This is a genomic window from Bacteroides sp. ZJ-18 (assembly GCF_011038705.2).
Taxonomy (GTDB): Bacteria; Bacteroidota; Bacteroidia; order Bacteroidales; family Bacteroidaceae; genus Bacteroides; species Bacteroides hominis.
Genome location: NZ_CP072198.1, coordinates 907,920 through 926,814, shown reverse-complemented (window position 1 = coordinate 926,814; position 18,895 = coordinate 907,920). Strand labels below are relative to the sequence as shown.

Here is an 18,895-nt window from a genome sequence, read left to right as displayed (position 1 = left end):
TAATACCCAACAAAAATACATCCTTTTTTTAAATTCGATAACAAACGAACTACTTTTTATGCGCAATTATTCATATCTTTGTAGCCAATATAATTAGAATAGCCTCATAATGAGTCCACTGAACTTCACTCACATCCTGACACAAACAGTCGATGAGCTATCGGAAAGCGAATCATACAAAGGACTGTTTCACCAACATAAAGACGGTGAGCCATTGCCCTCGCCACGGGTATTGTGCGATGTTATCGAATTAGCGCGCTCCATTCTCTTCCCGGGATATTACGGAAACTCAACAGTCAACAGCCGCACTATCAACTACCATATCGGTGTCAATGTAGAAAAACTGTTCAATCTGCTCACAGAGCAAATTCTTGCCGGATTGTGTTTTGGCAATGGTGACCAATGCAATGAATGCACCGAGTCGAAACGTGAAGAAGCGGCTCGTCTGGCGGCTAAGTTCATCAGTAAACTCCCCCATCTGCGTCGTGTTTTGGCCACAGATGTGGAAGCAGCCTACAATGGTGACCCTGCCGCACAAAGTTTCGGTGAAGTGATCTTCTGCTATCCCGCCATTAAAGCGATCAGCAACTATCGCATCGCACACGAACTCCTGGAATTAGGAGTACCGCTAATTCCGCGTATCATTACCGAAATGGCACACAGTGAAACCGGAATCGATATACATCCGGGTGCAAGAATCGGCACACATTTCACCATTGACCACGGTACCGGTGTGGTGATCGGAGCCACAAGTATCATTGGCAATAACGTGAAACTCTATCAGGGAGTGACACTGGGTGCAAGAAGCTTCCCCCTGGATGCTGACGGCAAACCGATTAAAGGTATTCCACGCCACCCCATTCTGGAAGACAATGTGATTGTCTACTCCAACGCTACCATTCTGGGGCGGATTACCATCGGACGTGACGCCACCGTAGGCGGTAATATTTGGGTAACCGAAAACATACCGGCAGGAGCCAGAATCGTACAGACAAAAGCAAAAAAATAATATAATTAACAACATTAAAACGCCGGTCGCACGGTCCATAACCGGAGCATTAACACACTGGCATGCTATCCATTTTATGAGCGAACAATTTGAAATGATTGCCAAAACCTTTCAGGGACTGGAAGAGATACTGGCAGGGGAATTGACAACACTTGGAGCAAACGACGTACAAATAGGACGCCGTATGGTTTCTTTTACCGGTGACAAAGAGATGATGTACAAAGCAAATTTCTGCCTGCGTACTGCAATCCGTATTCTAAAACCCATCAAGCACTTCACCGCAAAAGATGCTGACGCTGTTTACGAACAGATCAAAGCCATTCGCTGGGAAGAGATCTTGGATGTAGACAAGACTTTTGCCGTTGACGCAGTAGTATTCAGCGATGAATTCCGTCATTCCAAGTTCGTCTCTTACAAAGTAAAAGATGCCATTGTCGACTATTTCCGCGAATTGAACGGAAAGCGTCCTTCTGTACGCATCAGCAAGCCGGATGTACTACTGAACATCCACATTGCACAGACCACCTGTACCCTCTCACTCGACTCTTCGGGTGAATCACTTCACCGGAGAGGTTATCGCCAGGAAGCTGTAGAAGCTCCATTGAACGAGGTTCTGGCAGCCGGGATGGTTTTAATGACGGGATGGAAAGGCGAGTGCGACCTGATTGACCCAATGTGTGGTTCGGGTACTATTCCCATCGAGGCGGCTTTAATTGCGCGTAATATTGCCCCGGGAGTGTTCCGAAAAGAATTTGCTTTTGAAAAATGGGGAGACTTCAATCAGGATCTGTTCGACCGGATATACAACGATGACAGCCAGGAACGTGAGTTCACTCATAAGATATATGGTTACGACAATAACCCGAAAGCCAATGAGATAGCAACCCATAATGTAAAGGCAGCGGGAGTATCGAAAGACATTATCCTGAAATTGCAACCATTCCAGCAATTTGAACAACCGGCTGAAAAGTCGATTATCATAACCAATCCCCCTTACGGAGAACGTATCTCGACCAACGACCTTCTGGGACTGTATAATATGATCGGCGAACGCCTCAAACATGCTTTTGTCGGAAACGATGCATGGATACTGTCTTACCGTGAAGAATGCTTCGACCAGATCGGACTGAAACCGAGTATAAAAACCCCGTTATTCAATGGTCCCCTGGAGTGTGAGTTCCGCAAATACCAGATCTTCGACGGTAAATATAAGGAATTCAAGGGTCAGGAAAGTGGTGATGAAAACAGCGAACGTGCTCCAAGAGAAAGAAGAGAATTCAAGCCACGCCGGGAAGAAGGCGGATTCAGAGGGGAAAGAAGACCGCGTGAAGAACGTAGTTCGGGATATGGAGACAGAAAACCGAGAGAATTCAAAGGGAATCGTGAGCCAAGAATCGAGAAACCTCAGGAAGACTAAGCTATTTCCCGACAGAAGCCTGTAAATGGATGAATCGGCTGCCATCCGGCTCTTCGTACCTGAGCACATCGTTCTTGCCCGGATAAGCGCTGTCATCCAGTCAAGAACGACGAACTTGGGCAGAGTACAAATCAAAGGATCTAAATAATGATAAAGCAAATCATGAAAACCAACAGTAAACAAAAGAATGCTTTATTAGTAATGCTCTTATCTTTACTAATACCAAACGTTATGGCACAAGAACCCAAAACGCCGACCTTGGAAGACCTGATCCCAGGCGGAGCCACCTACCGTTCTGCTGAGAATCTGTTCGGCCTGCAATGGTGGGGCGATGAGTGTATCAAACCGGAAATAGAGGTAGTGTTCATGATAAATCCCAAAAACGGGAAGGAAACACCACTGACCACCCGTAATATAGTAAACAAGGCGTTAGAAGCCGGCAACCACGGTAAATTGCAACACTTCCACAATGTCAGCTTCCCATGGCCGAAGAAAAGCCTGATGCTGATCAGTCTGCCGGACAAATACATCGTTTACGATTTCGACTACCGCGAGATTATCAGTACGCGCCCAGTTCCCAAAGAAGGCGTCAACAGAGATTATCAGCCCGAAACGGGGCATGTGGCCTATACCATCGGCAATAATCTTTATGTAGACGACAAAGCCGTAACCAACGAACCGCAAGACATCGTATGCGGCCAGGCTGTCCACCGCAGAGAATTCGGAATCAAAAAAGGGACCTTCTGGAGTCCTTCGGGCAACCTGCTCGCTTTCTACCGCATGGACGAAAGCATGGTGGCCCAATATCCTTTGGTCGATATCACCACTCCTATTGCCGAAGTCAACAACATCCGTTACCCGATGGCGGGAATGACCAGCCACCAGGTGAAAGTGGGCATCTATAACCCTGCTACCGGAAAAAGCATCTATCTCAATGCCGGAGACCCGACCGACCGCTATTTTACCAATATCAGCTGGGCACCGGATGAAAAGAGCCTCTACCTGATAGAACTGAACCGCGACCAGAATCATGCCAAGCTCTGCCAGTATAACGCCGAGACAGGCGAGCTGATGGCTACTCTTTTTGAAGAGGAAAACGACAAGTATGTAGAACCTCAGGAACCGATTATTTTCCTGCCCTGGGACAGCAGCAAGTTTATCTACCAGAGCCAGAAAGACGGCTTCAGCCACCTCTACCTGTACGACACAAGCGGCAAGCAACTCCGCCAGTTGACCGAAGGCGAATGGCTGGTTAAAGAGGTGCTGGGTTTCGATGCCAAGAAGAAGGAGATTATCATAGCAAGCACGGAGTTCTCGCCCTTGCAGAGCAACCTGTTCCGCGTGGATATCAAAACCGGGGCACGTACTCCTCTGGGCAGTGGCGAAGGCGTGCACAGCGGCAAACTAAGCCCTTCGGGACGCTACCTGATTGACCAGTACAGTTCTCCAAGCGTTCCGCGCAGCATTAATATCCTTGACGTACAGAGCGGTAAAAGTGTCAACCTGCTCACGGCAGCCGATCCCTTTGCAGGCTATAAGATGCCAAGCATCGAAACCGGTACCATCAAAGCGGCAGACGGCAAAACAGACCTGTATTACCGCCTGGTCAAGCCGGCAGACTTCGATCCGAACAAGAAATATCCCGCCATCATCTATGTATACGGCGGCCCCCATGCACAAATGGTCACCAACGGTTGGCAGAATGGGGCACGCGGCTGGGACATTTACATGGCGAACAAAGGTTACATCCTGTTTACCGTGGACGGACGCGGAAGCGACAACCGCGGACTCGATTTTGAGAACGTCACTTTCCGCCAGCTGGGCATTGAAGAGGGAAGAGACCAGGTGAAAGGAGCCGAATTCCTGAAAAGCCTCCCTTACGTCGACGGAAACCGCATCGGAGTACACGGCTGGAGTTTTGGCGGACACATGACCACTGCCCTCCTCCTCCGCTATCCCGAGATCTTTAAAGTAGGTGTAGCCGGCGGTCCGGTCATCGACTGGGGATATTACGAAGTGATGTACGGCGAACGCTACATGGACACTCCGCAAAGCAACCCGAAAGGGTACAAGGAGTGCAACCTGAAAAACCTGGCGGGTAACCTAAAGGGACATCTGATGATTATCCATGACGACCACGACGATACTTGCGTGCCGCAACACACCCTTTCGTTCATGAAAGCCTGCATCGACGCCCGCACGTATCCGGACCTATTCATCTATCCGTGCCACAAGCACAATGTGTCGGGACGCGACCGTGTGCATCTGCATGAAAAGATAACCCGTTATTTCGAAGACTATTTATAAAGATATAAATCCTCAAAAAGACATGAAGATATTACTATTAGGTTCGGGCGGCCGTGAACACGCCCTGGCATGGAAGATCGCCCAAAGCCCGAAAGTAGAAAAGCTGTTCATCGCGCCCGGCAATGCCGGAACCGCTGAAGTAGGCGAGAACGTAAACATCAAAGCAACCGATTTCGACTCTTTAGGAGCATTCGCTCTTGAAGAGAACATCGACATGATTGTAGTAGGGCCGGAAGACCCATTGGTAGAAGGTATCTACGACCGTTTCCAGAACAATCCCTGCCTGAAAGAGATTGCCGTCATCGGCCCGTCGAAGGAAGGAGCCAAGCTGGAAGGCAGCAAAGAGTTCGCCAAGGAATTCATGCAGCGCCACCACATACCGACAGCCCGCTACCGGAGCGTAACGGCCGATACACTGGACGAGGGACTGGCATTCCTCGAAACACTCGAAGCCCCCTACGTGCTGAAAGCAGACGGACTTTGCGCCGGTAAAGGTGTACTGATCCTGCCTACCTTGGAAGAGGCTCAAAAAGAGCTGAAAGAGATGCTCGGCGGTATGTTCGGCAATGCCTCGGCAACGGTGGTCATCGAAGAGTTCCTGAGCGGCATCGAGTGCTCCGTATTTGTGCTGACGGACGGCGACCATTATAAGGTGTTGCCTGTGGCCAAAGACTACAAACGCATCGGTGAAGGAGACAAAGGGCTCAATACCGGCGGCATGGGCAGCGTGACTCCCGTCCCGTTTGCCGACGAGGTGTTTATGGAGAAGGTGCGCACCCGCATCATCGAACCGACCGTCAACGGACTGAAAGCCGAAGGCATCGTCTACAAAGGCTTCATCTTCCTGGGACTGATCAACGTAAAAGGCGAACCGATGGTGATTGAATACAACGTCCGCATGGGTGATCCCGAAACGGAAAGCGTGATGCTGCGTATACAAAGCGACCTGGTAGAATTGCTGGAAGGCGTGGCCGAAGGCAACCTCGACACCCGGTCACTCGTCATCGACCCGCGCACGGCCACTTGCGTGATGATGGTCAGCGGAGGATACCCTGAAGCCTACCGGAAAGGGTACGCCATCAGCGGACTGGAAGCAGCCCGGGCAACGGACAGCATCCTGTTCCACGCCGGAACAGCCATGAAGGACGGCCAGGTGGTGACCAGTGGCGGACGCGTGCTCGCCATCTGCTCTTACGGCAACGACAAGGCCGGGGCACTGGCACAATGCTACAAGGTGGCCGACATGATTGACTTTAAGGACAAGAACTATCGCCGCGACATCGGCTTCGATTTATAATGAGAAACCAAAGACTACAAGGCCGGATAACGGCGGGCAGATTCACACTGCCTGTCGTTATCTTTACGTGTATCGCCTGTTGGGTGCTGACCTCCTTTCTACTGCCCGGACTGGAGACGAAAGAGTCGGCCTACTCTCTATGGGATATCGTAAACATACCCGCATGGGCCAACCGCATTGTCAGCTTCCTGCTCTTTGCCGCCATCGGTTATTTCCTGATAGAGCTGAATAATACGTTTGCCATCATCCGCATGAGGGCATCCGTGCAGACATCGCTTTACTTTCTGCTCATCACGGCCTGTCCCGGCATGCACCTGCTCTATGCGGGCGACATTGCCGCCGTAGCCTTTCTCATCTCGCTTTATTTCCTGTTCAAGAGCTATCAGGACTCCCGGCCCGCCGGATACCTGTTCCACTCGTTCGCCTTTCTGAGCGCGGGCAGCATCGTGTTTCCGCAACTGACGTACTTCATCCCCATCTGGCTGTTGGGGGCATCCAACTTCCAGGCGCTCACGTTCCGCAGCTTCTGTGGGGCAATGACAGGCTGGAGCGTCCCTTACTGGTTCTTACTGGGACATGCGTTCTTCCACAACGAAATGGCGCTTTTCTATCAGCCGTTCGTCAACCTGATCAGCTTCCGGCCCATCGACTTCGGGCACGATTTCCGTTTGTGGGAAGTCGTCACGTTAGGCTATCTGTTCATCCTGTATGTGGTCAGCTCGGTGCATTGCATCGTGGCAGGATACGAGGATAAGATACGGACGCGCGCTTATCTGCATTTCCTTATTTTCCTCAACTTCTGCATCTTCCTGTTCATCGTGCTGCAACCCACCCTGAGCATGAATCTGCTTTCGCTGCTGCTGATCGGCGTCAGTATCCTGGTGGGACACCTGTTCGTACTGACCAACAGCCGGACATCCAACCTCTTTTTCATCGGTTCGATGGTTGCCCTCATCGCCTTATTCTGCTTTAACATATGGACGCTTTTATAGAAACCGTTTCACAGATACTCATTGACTGGGGTTATCCCGGCCTGTTCATTTCGGCGCTGCTGGCCGGAAGCATCGTCCCATTCAGTTCGGAGATCGTACTGTTAGGGCTGGTGAAATTAGGGCTCGACCCTGCTCTCTGCCTCATTTCCGCTTCGTTAGGGAACACAGCCGGAGGGATGACGTGCTATTACATGGGGCGCCTGGGCAGAGTAGACTGGATTGAGAAATACTTCAAGGTCAAGAAGGAGAAGATAGACAAGATGCAGCGTTTCCTCCGGGGGAAAGGCGCCCTGATGGCTTTCTTTGCCTTCCTGCCGGCCATCGGCGAGGTGATATCGATGGCCTTAGGATTCATGCGGAGCAACGTGTGGCTGACCACCGCTTCGATGTTTGCCGGGAAACTGATACGTTACATCATCCTGCTGAAAGCGATGCAGGAAGCCCTGAACCTGGTTATGTAAAGAACTGAAAGATGGAAAGAATCATTGAATATACTGCCGACGGAAGTGCCACTCTCTTCGTTCCCGAACTGGACGAGCACTATCATTCCGTCAAAGGGGCCCTGACGGAGTCCTCGCATATCTTCATCGACATGGGGCTGAAGACTTCCGCCGCCCCCTCGCCCCGCATCCTGGAGATAGGGTTCGGAACGGGGCTGAACGCACTGCTCACACTGATCGAAGCGGAAAAGTCGGGCAGGCAGGTACACTATACAGGTATCGAGCTCTATCCCCTGCCGTGGGAAACGGTGGAGAAGCTCGGGTATACTAACGAGGAAAGGCGGACGACCGGCGACGAACAGGCTGCGCAATGGATGAAGGCTCTCTATACATCGCCCTGGGGAGAAGACGTGCGGATCACTCCACATTTCACCCTGAGGAAGATACAGGGAGACTTCACAAGCATGGAGTGTCCGTCGCCGATCGCTGATCATTCACCGTCCATCGCTGATCATTCACCGCTATTCTCCCTTATCTACTTCGACGCTTTCGCACCGGAGAAGCAGCCGGAGATGTGGACGCAAGAACTATTCGACCGCCTGTACGTTATGATGGAAAAGGACGGAATACTGACTACGTATTGCGCCAAAGGAGTGGTACGGAGGATGCTGCAGGCGGCCGGATTCACCGTGGAACGGCTTCCGGGCCCTCCGGGTGGCAAAAGGGAAATATTGAGGGCGAAGAAGATACCTCTCACCACGGAGGACACGGAGAGCATTTTCTCTTTCATATCTTAAAAGCAAGAGATTAAAACTCTGTGCCCTCTGCGTCCTCTGTGGTGAACTAAAACGATAACAAGGATAACCATTATGAAAACCAACCGAATACAACAGCCGACAGTCGCCCCCGCCTTCCCCTTCCCGGGGAGAGGAACGGGAGGTGCGGCCGTCTTCGCTTTTCTTTTTCTGCTCCTCCTTTCCGCCTGTTCCGGGCGTGGAAAGGACAGTACCGGCGAACGGATCATCACCGTCACCATGGAGCCGCAACGGTATTTCACCGAAGCCATCGCCGGAGACAAGTTTACCGTACGCAGCATGGTGCCCAAAGGCAGCAGCCCCGAAACATACGACCCCACCCCGCAGCAACTGGTGTCGCTGGGCGAGAGCGAGGCGTACCTGCGCATCGGATACATCGGCTTCGAACGTTCGTGGATGGACCGGCTGATGAACAATACGCCCCACATCCAGGTGTTCGACACTTCGAAAGGGGTAGACCTGATCTTTGAATCCGCCTTCGATCACGGCGACCACCGCCACGAGGGAGGCGTGGAGCCACACATCTGGAACTCGGCAGCCAACGCACTGATCATAGCCGGAAACACGTTCAAGGCGCTCACCGTGCTCGACAAGGAGAACGAGGCGTACTACAAAGCCCGCTACGACTCGCTCTGCCAACGCATCGAGCGGACGGACAGCCTGATCCGCCGGACGTTGTCGGCACCCGGAGCCGACCGTGCCTTCATCATCTACCACCCGGCCCTCTCTTACTTTGCACGCGACTACGGGTTACACCAGATCAGCATCGAGGAAGGGGGCAAGGAACCCTCACCCGCCCACTTGAAAGGGCTGATGGATCTCTGCCGCAAAGAAGGGGTACGGATCATCTTCGTGCAGCCGGAATTCGACCGCCGCAACGCTGAAATCATTGCCCGGCAGACCGGAACACGGGTGGTACCCATCAATCCGCTTTCGTACGACTGGGAGGAGGAGATGCTGAACGTAGCGAAGAGCCTCAGCGGATTCACCACAGAATAGTCATGAATAAGAGTTCACCACAGATTACACGGATTAACACAGACCTTTTTATCCCAGAACCAACAAGACAGAATATCAATCTGTGTTAATCTGTGTAATCCGTGGTGAACTCCCAATCCCCAACCAACCTATGGATAAAGAAAGAAACAGCCACAAGCATACGGAAGGAACAGCCTCTGCCTCCCTCCTCTCCATCCGGGGCCTTTCGGCCGCCTACGACGGACGCACTGTGCTCCACGATGTCAACCTGGAAGTCTACGAGCGTGACTTTCTCGGTATCATCGGTCCCAACGGCGGGGGTAAGACCACCCTCATCAAGTGCATCCTGGGACTGCTCCGCCCCACGGGAGGAGAGATCGTCAAGCATCACGAACCGCTCACGACGGGCTATCTGCCGCAGTATAACTCGATCGACCGCTCCTTCCCCATCTCGGTTCTGGAAGTGATCCTGTCGGGACTGAGCTCAAAGAAATCGCTGATCAGCCGCTTCAACGACCCTCAACGTGAGAAAGCCCGCCAAGTCATCCTCCGCATGGGACTCGAGGGACTGGAACACCGTGCTATCGGGCAGCTGAGCGGCGGACAACTGCAACGCGCCCTGCTGGGACGCGCCATCATCAGCGACCCGCAACTGCTCATTCTCGACGAACCGAGCACCTATATCGACAAGCGCTTCGAAGCCCGCCTCTACCAGTTGCTGGCCGAAATCAACCGCGACTGCGCCATCATCCTTGTCAGCCACGACATCGGGACGGTGCTGCAACAGGTGAAGAACATCGCCTGTGTGAACGAAACACTGGACTATCATCCGGCCGCAAGCGTCAACACCGAATGGCTGGAACGGAATTTCAACTGCCCCATCGAGCTGTTAGGACACGGCACACTGCCTCACCGGGTGCTGGGCCCGCATTGCCATTGCCACGAGAGCGGCGAGGAGTGATGAACGCCGCCGCACCCTATACAAAAACTCCGCTCTGCACTACCTCACATAAAATCTGAAGTAATGCAGAACGGAGCCCTTACACAATCCTCCTTCCCCAGCCGAAGAACGGCGCCCTCCCTACATTTGGAAGAAAGCCTTCCTTGAACTGGGAAATCCTCTTTCCCCGAAATCAGGCTGTAGGATCATCTACGATACCACCATCTCCTCCTGAAGGAAGACCGATAACCAGATTACGGATCACCGTACGAGGCACTTTCAGTAGCTTATTACCGGTTGAAAACTGTGTAGTCAATCTCAGTTCATAGGTTCCGTCTTTCAAGTCGGCAGGAAGTAGCACCAATACTTCCGAGGGGTTGTTTATGGCGATCATATCCATCGGTAACTTCGTTTCTGTGCCTTTTTCGTCAATCAATACGATACCTACGGCAGAGTCTGTGCCTGCTACTTTGATATTCTTGCTTTGCAGGCGATAGTTACGTCCGGCAGTTGCACTGCCATCTGTGGCACGGGTGGCAGCGTCTTCACCACCGATGAAGTAGGCCGGGTCACCTTTGGCTCCCAGAATTTTCACATTGGTCCGTGCGATAGCTTCACGTAAATCCTTATCCTGATTGAAGGAAACATAGATAGAATTTCTCTCGGGATTCCATATCCCACTGTCTATCACGCCGCGAAACTGTGGGACGGCACGAAAAAGCCCCGTATTGACAGAGTATCCGTTCAGTACCAATTCTGATACTGTGCGCTGAAAAAGATCGACGGCATGCTTTAAAGTCTCTGCCCGCAAGCCGGTATCTTCTTTCTTCATTTCATCCAGTACATCGGTTAGTGTCAGGTTTCCGGCGCTTTCCAATATAAGGATTTTGTCTTCTTTGTTGTCGGTGGTCACGGTATTGTCCGCAAGCCAGCCTTTGAGTTCGGTTTTCATGATCATTACGATTTTAATAATTTATAAATCTATTATTTTACACAGCGGACACTAAATCCGTCTCCTTTAGTACTTGAATTAACTTCCGCTTTATTATTCTCAAAATTAAGTGAATATGCAATACTACTACTATTGTTAGTACTGGTCCAATAACGTGCGTATCCACTTTCTGTAGCGGTAGTGCCACTTCCCCCACTCCAAGTTCGCGCACCTGCCAAGGGTAAAAATAAACCTTTGGAATTATTCATAAACCACATTCCCTTATTACCTCCGCTAGTTACAGCAGCTTTATCCGTACATCTGGATAGCGATAAGCATTCATTCCTTGATGGAGTACGCCAGCCCGTTCCGTAATCACTTTTAAGTCTTGTACATGGGTCTATATTATTTCCACTATAATCTTTATACCATGGATAATAATATCCGTATTCTGAATAAGTTCCCCACACATAATTAGCAGATCCTGTGCTTTTCAGATTCCCATCTGCCCAGGTCAGTTTGGCTAAATTTGTTTTATCAGTTGCAGAACAACCATTTGTAGTTAAATTGATACTTCCGGAAGGTACATTAATTCCGATGGCTTTCTTAAATTGTATTTTCATCGTATAGCTTTTTCCCTCTTTCAGTTGCACGCTTTGGGTGGAGGTGATTTCCGTATTGTTGGGCACGGTCCGTCCGCTTATTGTCAGCGTATTGAAATGCACTGTAATGGTCCTGGCCCCTGCAAACGGAATCATGCGTATGGTTGTACTCAGGGTCGTGTTCGGACTGAATGCCGCGGTATTATTCGTGTTGGCGGCTACCACATTGGTCGAAGGACCGATCTTCCACGATGTGGAATTTCCCCCTTGCTTTACGTATACACCCGTGCAATTGCTGATCGTATTGCTTGGAAACCCGGTAGGACTGATGGTAATCGTCAATTTACATAGCTTCTGGCCGAAGCTCACCGGAAGAAGATTGTGGCTGAGGCTGTTTACACTCGTTATATCTCCGGAATCGAAGGTCATGAAGTCCTTGCTCATGTTAGGGATAGACACTGTACTGCTGTTGTAGGCATACGTGGAAGGCATAGTTCCCAAGTCGGCAGCGGCAGTGGTATTAAAGGAGTAGCCCACCACGCGTATCGTTCCCGAGCGTGTCAGCAATTTCCCTTGTTTGAGTACAGGAGTGCCCGTACCATTTGAGGTGTAATCGGCCGCCGACTGGAAGACATAGTTATTTCCGGACTTCCGGAAAACAATCAGCCGGAAATAAACTCCCGCAGGCACTGTTGCACGGGTATTTGCACAGGGTAGAGTATCTTCCGTCAGTTCCATCGAGGCTATCCGGGGACCTTCATAGTCCGGTTGCTCTCCCCTGCGTGTAGGGGAGAAAGCTTTTACCCCCACCCATTCGGCGATCAGGGGAGAGTGGTTACGGGGCGAAGCGTCATTAAAAGAAGATGAATGATAGTTGTTGTCACCCGTCAGGCTGATATGGATGGGGATTAATTCATCGGCAGTATCCCCGCTGTCAGCAGACAGGGGAGTCATTCTGTCATCTTCCGCACATCCTGCTATCGAAAGGCAAAAACACAGCCATAAGGCTTTACCGAGACACTCTCGCATAATAAAAGTTCTATTCATATACTAAGATATTAAAGTGAATAATCGTATCAAAGACACATTGCGGACTTATACATTCTCGTATAGGTCCGGAAAGGCTGTTTGATACCACTTTTATTATGCGTAAGTTTGTGTATTACAATCAGATATAACGGTCTTGGACACACAATGGTGTTTCAAAAAACGTACGTTTTTTGAAACACCATTGTTACTCTCCGCACTAAATGCAAGGAGGATAGATAAATGACTGATAATTAAAACGATGTAGAAAGATTTGCACAGATGAAAAAAGCAACCTATCTTTGTTGCATCAGACGTACGTCTTTTGAAACACCATTTGAAAAACTAAATCTGTATTTTATAAGTCTAATTTCCAGTTTATCTCCACTACATTACAGAACTTATCTATAGCACGAAACAAACTGGCACTAGTCAAATATTCATTCAATGTCAGATTCTTTGCTATAGACAAAACGCTTTCTGTCCATAGCAAAGAATCTTGTTTCTCATTTCGTTCAACATGTATGGAGGTGCCAAGTTATCAGCACTTTTATAATCTCGTTATCATGCCTTTTATAATTGCATGTGACACAACATTGTCCTCATGCTAACCTTTGAATCAAGTTTGTTTAATAGGTTAGTTCAAAAGTGAATATTATTGTTTGGTGCCTTTTACACAACGGACAAAATAACCATTAGTTAGGAGAGACCACCAAGCACCAGTATTACTGACCACTACAGTTGTTGTTGTAAATTCCATAACATAACAATTACTTCCACTGCTCCCTAGTGTTGAAGTCACGTAACACCCATGATCTGTATATCCCGCTCCACCTGTACCCGCTCCACTTTCCTGTCGCATTCCTCCAGCTTTTAAAAATAACCCCAGACTTTTATTCATAAACCACATACCTCCATTAGTATAAACTTTATCTGTACATCGTGCCAGTTTTTCCAGTTCATTTTTAGTTGGTGTTCGCCAGCTTGTGCCATAATATGCAGTATTCAATTTAGAACACGGATCTCCGGTACTGCCATCATAAAGTTTATTGAAGGCATAGTAATATCCGGTTTCTGTCTGCGAAGGTGCCCACACGTAATTGGCGTTTCCCATACTTTTTAAATTTCCCGTGCCCCATCTCAGCTTTGCCAAATCATTCTTATCATTTGTGGTACATCCGTTTTGTGTCAGGTTAATGTTACTTGCCGCCAATTGTACTCCCAATTCAAACTTTAGCGTAATGGTATAACTCTTTCCTGGTAGCAACTGTACATTCTGGCTCGAGGTGATATTCCGGTTATCCGCGTTAAAGTAATTACTAAGTTTCAACGTACCGATATGTACCGTGATTGCCCGTGAACCCGAAAAAGGAACTAACCGCACAGTGGCAGTAGAATTATTGCCAATATTGAATGTAGGTGTATTTCCGGTATTGGCACTTACATTATTTGTAGAGGGACCTATCGTCCAGGCGGACGCATTACCGCCCTGAGAAACATATACGCCCGTACAGTTGGTAAACGTGTTGCTTCCAAACTGCGACAAGGAGAGTTTAACCGTCAGCTTGCAGAGTTTTTGCGTGAAAATAACCGACAGGTTGTGGTTGATTGTACTCACATTCGCTATGTCCCCCGAGTCATAAACCATAAAGTCATTACTCATATTCGGGATAGTGACGGAAGTACCGTTATAGGCATAGGATGAAGGGATTGTTCCCATCGCTGTCGTACTATTGAACGAGTATCCGATCACACGGACAGTTCCCGCTCTGGTGAGTAACTTTCCTTGCCTGAGTGTGGGAGCGGAAGCCCCGTTCGTCGTAAAATCCGCTGCGGACTGGAACACGTAATTGCCACCCTCATTACGGAAAACGATCAACCGGAAATAAATGCCATTACCCAATGTAGCGGCACGGGTAGTGACTTGCGGCTCTTCGCGGAGTGTCATCCGGACCACTGAAGGACCCTCGTAAGGTACGGCAGCGGGTATGGCCCTGCTGGCGGGTGATTCCTTAACCGGTACCCATTCGTCTACAAGAGTTCTTCCCCCGGTTGTGGCGGGAGTATCAACATGACTTTCCATATAGCTGCCATCCTCAACCCGGCTGACCGTAATAGGGATCATATCCCCTCCGTCCGGTTCGGGGCTGTCAGGGTTCACAACATTGTCTCCACACGATGTTATCATTAAAAAAGCTGCGCACACACAGCATGTGCTTAACGCACGAAAGCCTACATACAGAAGTTTTGCCTTTGTATTCATAATTCAAATGTTTAAAAGTGAATAAAATAGATCATGCTCAGCATGGCCTTCCCATTAAGAATGGACAGGCCGGCTATAGCAGGCTGTGAATACAGCTTTTATTTTGCGGTAAGTTTGTGTAAGTTAGATAGATAGAACGGCTTTTGTGTTTCAAAAGACGTTCGTTTTTTGAAACACGGTCTTTGCTCTGTGCGCTGAATACAAAAAGAAGAGATAAATGACTGATAATCAAAATGATGTAAAAAGATTTGCACAGATGAAAAAAGCGGCTTATCTTTGTTGCATCAGACGAACGTCTTTTGAAACTCCTGTTTTGATTCTCCCATATGATAATTCTTCATCTTCAATTATTCTTATTCTTAAATTTAAGAACAACCGTTACCGTTTCTTAATTCTCCCCTCCAAACTCCTAAAACTCTACACTTTCTACGGCTATCTTCACGTAAATCATTATCTTTGCGCCCGTCTATCATGTTAACAAATAACTAACTATAGTCTGAATGAAACAGTACAAAACCGTAAACAACCTCGTGGGTTGGATCACCTTCCTGATCGCCGCTACCGTCTATTGCATGACGATAGAGCCCACAGCCAGTTTCTGGGACTGCCCGGAATTTATCACTACCGCCTATAAACTGGAAGTAGGACACCCCCCCGGAGCACCCTTTTTCATGCTCACGGCCAACCTTTTCACGCAATTCGTCAACGACCCGGCACTGGTAGCCAAAATGGTCAACTACATGAGTGCGCTGATGAGCGGCGCCTGCATCCTGTTCCTCTTCTGGAGCATCACGCACCTGGTCCGCAAACTCGTCATCACAGACGAGAACGCCATCACACGCGGACAACTGATCACCGTCATGGGTTCCGGACTGGTAGGCGCACTGGCCTATACATTCAGCGACACATTCTGGTTCTCGGCCGTCGAAGGAGAAGTATACGCCTACTCCTCGATGTTCACCGCCATCGTATTCTGGCTGATACTGAAGTGGGAAGACGTTGCCGACCAACCGCACAGCGACCGCTGGATCATCCTCATCGCTTATCTCACAGGTCTCAGCATCGGTGTGCACCTGCTCAACCTGCTCTGCCTGCCGGCCATCGTACTGGTATACTACTACAAGAAAGTGCCGGGCGCCAACGCTAAAGGCTCCCTGCTGGCACTCGCCGGATCGATGGTATTAGTGGCAGCGGTGCTCTACGGCATCGTACCCGGCGTCGTAAAAGTGGGCGGCTGGTTCGAACTGCTGTTCGTCAACTCCCTCGGAATGCCGTTCAACACCGGCGTGATCGTCTACATCGCCCTGCTGGCAGCCGCCATCATCTGGGGCATCTACGAAAGCTACAACGAGAAGAGCCGCACCCGCATGAACCTCTCCTTCCTGCTGACCATCGCCATGCTCGGCATCCCGTTCTACGGACACGGAGCAGGCGCCGTCATCATCGGCATCCTCGTACTGGGCGCACTGGCCCTCTACCTCTTCTACGCATCGAAGCTCAACGCCAAGATACGCATGTCCGCCCGCACCATGAACACGGCGCTGCTCTGCACCATGATGATCATGGTAGGATACTCCTCGTATGCCCTCATCGTGATCCGCTCGGTAGCCAACACGCCGATGGACCAGAACTCACCGGAAGACATCTTCACGCTGGGCGAATACTTAGGACGCGAGCAATACGGCACACGCCCGTTGTTCTACGGCCCGGCCTACTCCTCAAAAGTAGCACTCGACGTGGAAGACGGCTATTGTGTTCCCCGCCAGAAAAGTGCGGACACCAAATACGTCCGCAAAGAGAAAACCTCACCGGACGAAAAAGACTCGTACGTCGAACTTCCGGGACGCGTGGAATATGAATACGCGCAGAACATGCTCTTCCCCCGCATGTACAGTTCGGCACACGCCGCTTATTACAAGTCCTGGCAAAACATCACCGGATATGACGTCCCCTACGACCAATGCGGAGAGATGCTGATGGTGAACATGCCCACACAGTGGGACAACATCAGGTTCTTCTTCTCCTACCAGCTCAACTTCATGTACTGGCGCTACTTCATGTGGAACTTTGCCGGAAGACAAAACGACATCCAGAGCAGCGGCGAAATAGAGCACGGCAACTGGATCACCGGCATCCCGTTCATCGACAACCTCATGTACGGCGACCAAAGCCTTCTGCCACAGGAACTGAAGGACAACAAGGGACACAACGTCTTCTACTGCCTCCCGCTTCTGCTGGGAGTCATCGGACTCTTCTGGCAGGCATGGCGCGGACAGAAAGGCATCCAGCAATTCTGGGTGGTATTCTTCCTGTTCTTCATGACCGGTATAGCCATCGTGCTCTACCTCAACCAGACACCGGGACAGCCCCGCGAACGTGACTACGCTTACGCAGGCTCCTTCTACGCCTTCGCCATCTGGATCGGCATGGGTGTAGCGGGCATCGTCCACCTCCTGCGCAGATACATGAAAGAAGTTCCCGCAGCAGCCCTTACGTCGGCAGTCTGCCTGCTCGTACCCATACAGATGGCCAGCCAGACATGGGACGACCACGACCGCAGCGGACGCTACGTGGCACGCGACTTCGGACAGAACTACCTGATGTCACTTCAGGAAAGCGGCAACCCCATCATCTATACCAACGGCGACAACGACACCTTCCCGCTGTGGTACAACCAAGAGACAGAAGGTTTCCGCACCGACGCACGCACCTGTAACCTGAGCTACCTGCAGACCGACTGGTACATCGACCAGATGAAACGCCCGGCTTATGACTCCCCCGCACTGCCCATCACCTGGGACAGAACCGAATACGTGGAGGGACAGAACGAATACGTACCCATCCGCCCGGACTTCAAGAAGCAGATAGACAAAGCCTACAAAGCCGCCGAAGAAGAAGTCCTGAACGGCAAGAACCCGGAAGCCCTGAACAACATCCGGGCACAATTCGGAGACAATCCTTACGAACTGAAGAATATCCTGAAATACTGGGTACGCACCAAAGACGGACAAGCGGTGATACCGACCGACAGCATCGTTGTCAAGATCGACAAAGAAGCCGTACGCCGTTCGGGTATGATGATCCCGGCAGCGTTGGGCGACTCCATCCCCGACTATATGCACATCTCGCTCAAAGACGAAAAGGGCAACCCCAAACGCGCCCTCTACAAGAGCGAGCTGATGATGCTCGAGATGCTGGCCAACGCCAACTGGGAACGCCCCATCTACATGGCCATCACCGTAGGCACGGACAACCAACTGAATATGCGCGGGCATTTCATCCAGGAAGGCCTCACGTACCGCTTCACCCCGTTCGATACGGAAGCGCTCGAAGCAACCATCGACAGCGAGAAGATGTACGACAACCTGATGAACAAATTCAAGTTCGGAGGCATCGACAAGCCGGGCATCTACATCGACGAGAACACAATGCGCATGTGCTACACCCATCGCCGCATCTTCGCCCAACTCATCACACAGCTGATGAAAGAAGGCAAGAAAGACAAGGCGCTGGCCGCATTGGAATATGCCGAAAAGATGATTCCCGCCTTCAACGTACCCTACGACTTCCAGAACGGGGCACTCGAGATGGCAGAAGCCTACTACCAGTTGGGAGATACCGCGAAAGCCGATCAGATCATCGACGAACTGGCGAATAAGTCTGTGGAATACCTCACCTGGTATCTCAGCCTGGACGACAATCATCTGTTGATGTCGCAGCGTGAATTCATCATGCACCTCAGCGCACTGGATATGGAAGCCAAAATGATGGAGAAATACAAGTCGAAACTGGCCGGCAACTATACTCCGAAAGTGAACGAACTATATAACATTTACGTAGGACGCATGAAAGTCCATCAGTAATCTGTAACCGAAGAA

Annotated in this window: 13 protein-coding genes; 10 read left to right on the top strand and 3 right to left on the bottom strand. The window is 50.4% G+C overall.

The features are described from left to right. The first annotated feature begins 109 nt into the window (after nt 1-109). The 9 genes from G7Y45_RS03790 (at nt 110) to G7Y45_RS03750 (ending at nt 10,216) form a co-directional block, all read left to right on the top strand. Entirely contained in the window at nt 110-1,009 is a 900-nt protein-coding gene (locus G7Y45_RS03790; protein WP_005779645.1) for a serine O-acetyltransferase, read from the top strand. Nucleotides 1,010-1,085: 76 nt separating this feature from the next. Beyond that, nucleotides 1,086-2,426 (top strand): class I SAM-dependent RNA methyltransferase, encoded by a 1,341-nt coding sequence (locus G7Y45_RS03785; RefSeq protein ID WP_005822583.1) that lies wholly within the window; start codon nt 1,086-1,088, stop codon nt 2,424-2,426. A gap of 162 nt (nt 2,427-2,588) precedes the next feature. Then, entirely contained in the window at nt 2,589-4,733 is a 2,145-nt protein-coding gene (locus G7Y45_RS03780; protein ID WP_032530771.1) for a S9 family peptidase, read from the top strand. A gap of 22 nt (nt 4,734-4,755) precedes the next feature. Continuing rightward, nucleotides 4,756-6,030 (top strand): phosphoribosylamine--glycine ligase, encoded by a 1,275-nt coding sequence (gene purD / locus G7Y45_RS03775; protein ID WP_022011637.1) that lies wholly within the window; start codon nt 4,756-4,758, stop codon nt 6,028-6,030. After that, a complete protein-coding gene (locus G7Y45_RS03770; protein WP_032541122.1) occupies nt 6,030-7,022 on the top strand; it encodes a hypothetical protein in 993 nt (330 codons plus the stop codon). The genes purD and G7Y45_RS03770 overlap by 1 nt, the downstream gene beginning before the upstream one ends. Continuing rightward, nucleotides 7,007-7,483 (top strand): YqaA family protein, encoded by a 477-nt coding sequence (locus tag G7Y45_RS03765; RefSeq protein ID WP_005779653.1) that lies wholly within the window; start codon nt 7,007-7,009, stop codon nt 7,481-7,483. The genes G7Y45_RS03770 and G7Y45_RS03765 overlap by 16 nt, the downstream gene beginning before the upstream one ends. A gap of 11 nt (nt 7,484-7,494) precedes the next feature. Beyond that, complete coding sequence (gene mnmD, locus G7Y45_RS03760) at nt 7,495-8,259, top strand: tRNA (5-methylaminomethyl-2-thiouridine)(34)-methyltransferase MnmD (protein WP_032541123.1); 765 nt, start codon at nt 7,495-7,497, stop codon at nt 8,257-8,259. Between the two features lie 72 nt (nt 8,260-8,331). Next, the gene (locus G7Y45_RS03755; RefSeq protein WP_032541125.1) at nt 8,332-9,276 is read left to right on the top strand and encodes a metal ABC transporter solute-binding protein, Zn/Mn family; all 945 of its coding nucleotides are present in this window, start codon (nt 8,332-8,334) and stop codon (nt 9,274-9,276) included. Between the two features lie 130 nt (nt 9,277-9,406). Beyond that, on the top strand, nt 9,407-10,216 hold the full coding sequence (locus G7Y45_RS03750; protein WP_032541126.1) for a metal ABC transporter ATP-binding protein: 810 nt from the start codon (nt 9,407-9,409) through the stop codon (nt 10,214-10,216). A 172-nt stretch (nt 10,217-10,388) separates the two neighbouring features. On the opposite strand, the gene G7Y45_RS03745 is transcribed toward G7Y45_RS03750, so the two are convergent. The 3 genes from G7Y45_RS03745 to G7Y45_RS03735 form a co-directional block, all read right to left on the bottom strand. Next, entirely contained in the window at nt 10,389-11,147 is a 759-nt protein-coding gene (locus G7Y45_RS03745; protein ID WP_165015049.1) for a DNA-binding domain-containing protein, read from the bottom strand. Nucleotides 11,148-11,179: 32 nt separating this feature from the next. After that, complete coding sequence (locus G7Y45_RS03740; protein WP_032541127.1) at nt 11,180-12,775, bottom strand: FISUMP domain-containing protein; 1,596 nt, start codon at nt 12,773-12,775, stop codon at nt 11,180-11,182. 634 nt (nt 12,776-13,409) lie between these two features. Beyond that, a complete protein-coding gene (locus G7Y45_RS03735; protein WP_137569997.1) occupies nt 13,410-15,017 on the bottom strand; it encodes a fimbrillin family protein in 1,608 nt (535 codons plus the stop codon). Nucleotides 15,018-15,517: 500 nt separating this feature from the next. Between G7Y45_RS03735 and G7Y45_RS03730 the strand changes: the two genes are divergently transcribed. Continuing rightward, nucleotides 15,518-18,880 carry a protein O-mannosyl-transferase family gene (locus tag G7Y45_RS03730; RefSeq protein ID WP_005812378.1) on the top strand — a complete coding sequence of 1,121 codons (3,363 nt, stop codon included), beginning with the start codon at nt 15,518-15,520 and terminating at the stop codon, nt 18,878-18,880. Nucleotides 18,881-18,895 lie beyond the last annotated feature (15 nt).

Bases quoted from the DNA above. Each gene is read 5' to 3' on its own strand.
- G7Y45_RS03790 (WP_005779645.1), top strand. From the start codon at position 110: ATGAGTCCACTGAACTTCACTCACATCCTGACACAAACAGTCGATGAG.
- G7Y45_RS03785 (WP_005822583.1), top strand. From the start codon at position 1,086: ATGAGCGAACAATTTGAAATGATTGCCAAAACCTTTCAGGGACTGGAA.
- G7Y45_RS03780 (WP_032530771.1), top strand. From the start codon at position 2,589: ATGAAAACCAACAGTAAACAAAAGAATGCTTTATTAGTAATGCTCTTA.
- purD (WP_022011637.1), top strand. From the start codon at position 4,756: ATGAAGATATTACTATTAGGTTCGGGCGGCCGTGAACACGCCCTGGCA.
- G7Y45_RS03770 (WP_032541122.1), top strand. From the start codon at position 6,030: ATGAGAAACCAAAGACTACAAGGCCGGATAACGGCGGGCAGATTCACA.
- G7Y45_RS03765 (WP_005779653.1), top strand. From the start codon at position 7,007: ATGGACGCTTTTATAGAAACCGTTTCACAGATACTCATTGACTGGGGT.
- mnmD (WP_032541123.1), top strand. From the start codon at position 7,495: ATGGAAAGAATCATTGAATATACTGCCGACGGAAGTGCCACTCTCTTC.
- G7Y45_RS03755 (WP_032541125.1), top strand. From the start codon at position 8,332: ATGAAAACCAACCGAATACAACAGCCGACAGTCGCCCCCGCCTTCCCC.
- G7Y45_RS03750 (WP_032541126.1), top strand. From the start codon at position 9,407: ATGGATAAAGAAAGAAACAGCCACAAGCATACGGAAGGAACAGCCTCT.
- G7Y45_RS03745 (WP_165015049.1), bottom strand. From the start codon at position 11,147: ATGAAAACCGAACTCAAAGGCTGGCTTGCGGACAATACCGTGACCACC.
- G7Y45_RS03740 (WP_032541127.1), bottom strand. From the start codon at position 12,775: ATGAATAGAACTTTTATTATGCGAGAGTGTCTCGGTAAAGCCTTATGG.
- G7Y45_RS03735 (WP_137569997.1), bottom strand. From the start codon at position 15,017: ATGAATACAAAGGCAAAACTTCTGTATGTAGGCTTTCGTGCGTTAAGC.
- G7Y45_RS03730 (WP_005812378.1), top strand. From the start codon at position 15,518: ATGAAACAGTACAAAACCGTAAACAACCTCGTGGGTTGGATCACCTTC.